The sequence below is a fragment of the Okeania sp. SIO2F4 genome, assembly GCF_010672385.1.
GTDB lineage: Bacteria > Cyanobacteriota > Cyanobacteriia > Cyanobacteriales > Microcoleaceae > Trichodesmium.
Genome location: NZ_JAAHGT010001035.1, coordinates 1 through 3,325, shown reverse-complemented (window position 1 = coordinate 3,325; position 3,325 = coordinate 1). Strand labels below are relative to the sequence as shown.

The following is a 3,325-nucleotide window of genomic DNA, read 5'->3' as shown; positions in this document are numbered from 1 at the left end:
TTTGCGTAGCATTCCGAAGGAAAGGAGGCAAGAGGCAGCATGACCTAGGATGGGATGGGGAACTTCGGAGCGGCTCTGCACTCTTCGGGTTTCCTCCCCATCCCTCGACCAAGAGAGCGGTCGTTTAGCTGGCGCACAACTTCGCACTTCGGGGTTTCGCCGAGTTGAATTGCGGAGCGGACAGTAGGGTGGGATTGCGTTTCAGCTATCGCTGACTTGAATTGTGGAGCGGCTCTGCAAGAGTGAGTTTCCCTTCCCTGGGGTCTCGAAGAGAACACCATTTAACGAAGTCAGAAGTTAGAAGTCAGAAGTCAGAAGTTATTTTTGTAACGGGGATTAGAGCAACGCTCCAAAAATATTTCGCCTTAAAAGGCGAGGTTTTAGACCCAATTATTTTGATAAAATCGACCAACAGAAGAAAAAAACCTTCTAGCCAATCTTCCTTTAATAAGAAGAGGTAATTATTAATTGTTGAAGAATAGTTTGATTAATGCACATTGAACCTATTTCAACATGATGAAAATCCTTACTCGTATACTTGCGACCTTCTGATTTATCTACTCTCAGCAAGGTGTTAGCTACTTGAGTATTGAGCAAGGTCAATAGCTAGCTCTTCAGCAGCCTTATAAGCATTAAGCCGATCAGAAGGTAGTTTTAGTGTCAAGGTTAATTTACTCATGGTATGATGATAACACAATCTTACACACCTGTGTATAATACTACGGAATAAATCCCGTGGCTCATGTTTTATCCAGGGATTAAAACTGCCTGGCTCTCATCTTCTACGAAAAAATTGGTAGGGGTTTAGTGACCAAACCCTGACAATTAATTCTCCTGACTTTAGTCCAGGGAGTAGTCAGATATGTCTTTATAACTACCTTAGATGCCAACTCCAGAGTTGATTTGAATATCATACTATATTAATATTAAAAAACTTCGTTATTTAACATGAATTCGACATTATCTGCATTACAAGAACTAATAGAAATAGTAGCTAAATTACGTTCTCCAGAGGGGGGTTGTCCGTGGGATTTAGCTCAAACTCCAGAAACTTTAACTCCTTATATTGTTGAAGAAGCTTATGAAGTTGTAGATGCCATAAAAGGTGGGGATAAAGAAGCAATAATTGATGAGTTAGGAGATTTATTATTACAGGTAGTTTTGCAAGCACAAATAGCTAGTGAAGCAAATGATTTTACTTTAGCTGAAGTTGCTGAAAATATTAGCAAAAAAATGATTAGAAGACATCCCCATGTATTTGGAGATGTGAAAGTAAATAGCACTGAAGAAGTTAAACAAAATTGGGAAATAATTAAGGCAGCAGAAATCGGGGAAACTAATGATTTACTTAGTAAAAGATTAGGCAGATATGCTCGGCAGTTACCTCCACTTCTAGCGGCAATGAAGATTTCTAAAAAAGCTGCTGCTGTTGGTTTTGAATGGGAAAATGTTGATGGGGTTTGGGAGAAGTTTCACGAAGAAGTAGGGGAGTTTGAAGAAGCTTTAAAGTCAGAAGATAAGGAACATCAACAAGCAGAAATGGGAGATATTTTGTTTGTTTTGGTGCAGTTGGGACGGTGGTATGATTTAAACCCAGAGCAAGCATTACAAGGAACGAATCATCGGTTTTTGAAACGATTTGCTTTGCTAGAGGCAATGTGCGATCGCCCTATTTCGGAATATAGTTTGGCGGAGTTTGAAGAAATGTGGCAAAAGGCAAAAGCAAAATTAGCAATGGATAATTGATAATGGATAATTGATAATGGATAATTGATAATTAGAGAAAGTTTTCAGCTAGTCTTGTGGATCTAGTCATTTAGGGTAAAAGTAGGGAACAAAGATTACCTTAAATTCTGCTTTTTCCAAAAATATTGGATTCCCTTGACTAATTGACTTCTGCCAGAAAACTGGTTTGTTAGAAACAAATGTTACTATGGTAAAGTACTTAAATAAAAACCCGGTTTCTACACTTTAGTTTCGTTCTATCAACTTAACAAACTCACCCATAACCTTTACATATTCCTCACCTGCCACTTCTAATAAATTACGATGACCAGCACCATCAACCCAAAAAGAGAGCTTGGGTTGATTAGCTATAGCAAAAAGTTGCTGTCCGTGAGAAAAAGGAATTACTCGGTCAGCATTTCCGTGCATTACCAACACCGGGCAATTAACATTTTTAATCTTGTCAATACTGGGAAATTTGTCAAAGGGATAAATAGGGATACGCGTCACTACCCGAAAAGCGGTCGTAAATGAACTTTCTATTACCAAACCAGCTACAGGTTGACGGGATGCCAAATCTACAGAAGGCCCCCCACCCACTGAACGTCCATAAACAATAATTTGATTTGCAGGTATCCCTAATTTTTGGGTCAAATATTCATAAGCAGCATTAATATCTTGATAGGCACCTTTGACTGAAGGTTTTCCCTGACTTGTACCATAACCCTGATAATCATAAGAAAATATATTAAAGCCAATATCTCGCAAATCTTGTAACCGGGGTAAAATTGCCCCCAAGTCTTCAGCATTGCCATGACTGTAGAGAATTGTATATTTTGCCTTGGGTAATGGTAAATAAATTCCTGTAATCTGGACTTTATCCCCAGACTCAAGCTTGACAAAATCCTGGTTTTCCTGGTATTTAGATGGACGAGGTAAAAAAATTAACCGATCTGAGAAAAAGAAAGCCCAGAAACCTACAAGGAGATAAATAGTTAAGGCAGACCTAATTAATCTGATAACAGAAAATTTCCCTAAAAGTACTCCTATAATATTTTTCTTGTCCATAAGAACTGGGTGTTTACCTTATATTATTCTTTACGGAATAATTTTTAATGCAAGTATAGTCTTGCTTTGACTGACATAATTTGTACTATTTTTGGTGAGGAACTAAATGACACTAGAATTTCCAGACGACCTCAAATATCTCGAAACCCACGAGTATGTAAGAATGGATGGCGAGATTGCCACTATTGGTATTAGTGCCTATGCTATTGAACAGTTGGGGGATATTGTATTTCTGGAACTTCCAGAGGAGGGAGACCAAATAGAAAAAGAAGGCTCCTTTGGCAGTATTGAGTCTGTGAAGGCAGTTGAAGACCTGAAAGCTCCTATTACTGGTACGGTAGTAGAGCGTAATGAAGAAATATTAGAAAGTCCAGAGCGGTTATCAGAAGAAGACCCATACATAGATGGTTGGCTCCTCAAGGTGCGTGTTAAAGATCCTGATGAATTAGAGGGAGATGATGTTTTCTCTGCTGACCAATATCGTGAGATGGTAGAGGGAGAAGAGTAACTGGATGATGTCTGATTAATTCTG

4 protein-coding genes are annotated in these 3,325 nt (G+C 38.7%); 2 read left to right on the top strand and 2 right to left on the bottom strand.

Annotation, left to right across the window (positions count from 1 at the left end; all coding sequences use genetic code 11):
- Nucleotides 1-444: 444 nt before the first annotated feature.
- Nucleotides 445-597 carry a hypothetical protein gene (locus F6K22_RS36715; RefSeq protein WP_293109631.1) on the bottom strand — a complete coding sequence of 51 codons (153 nt, stop codon included), beginning with the start codon at nt 595-597 and terminating at the stop codon, nt 445-447.
- A 351-nt stretch (nt 598-948) separates the two neighbouring features.
- On the opposite strand from F6K22_RS36715, the gene mazG reads away from it, so the two are divergent.
- On the top strand, nt 949-1,746 hold the full coding sequence (mazG, locus tag F6K22_RS36710; RefSeq protein WP_293109630.1) for a nucleoside triphosphate pyrophosphohydrolase: 798 nt from the start codon (nt 949-951) through the stop codon (nt 1,744-1,746).
- Nucleotides 1,747-1,971: 225 nt separating this feature from the next.
- On the opposite strand, the gene F6K22_RS36705 is transcribed toward mazG, so the two are convergent.
- The gene (locus tag F6K22_RS36705; protein WP_293109628.1) at nt 1,972-2,793 is read right to left on the bottom strand and encodes an alpha/beta hydrolase; all 822 of its coding nucleotides are present in this window, start codon (nt 2,791-2,793) and stop codon (nt 1,972-1,974) included.
- Nucleotides 2,794-2,899: 106 nt separating this feature from the next.
- On the opposite strand from F6K22_RS36705, the gene gcvH reads away from it, so the two are divergent.
- A complete protein-coding gene (gcvH, locus tag F6K22_RS36700) occupies nt 2,900-3,301 on the top strand; it encodes a glycine cleavage system protein GcvH (RefSeq protein WP_293109626.1) in 402 nt (133 codons plus the stop codon).
- Nucleotides 3,302-3,325 lie beyond the last annotated feature (24 nt).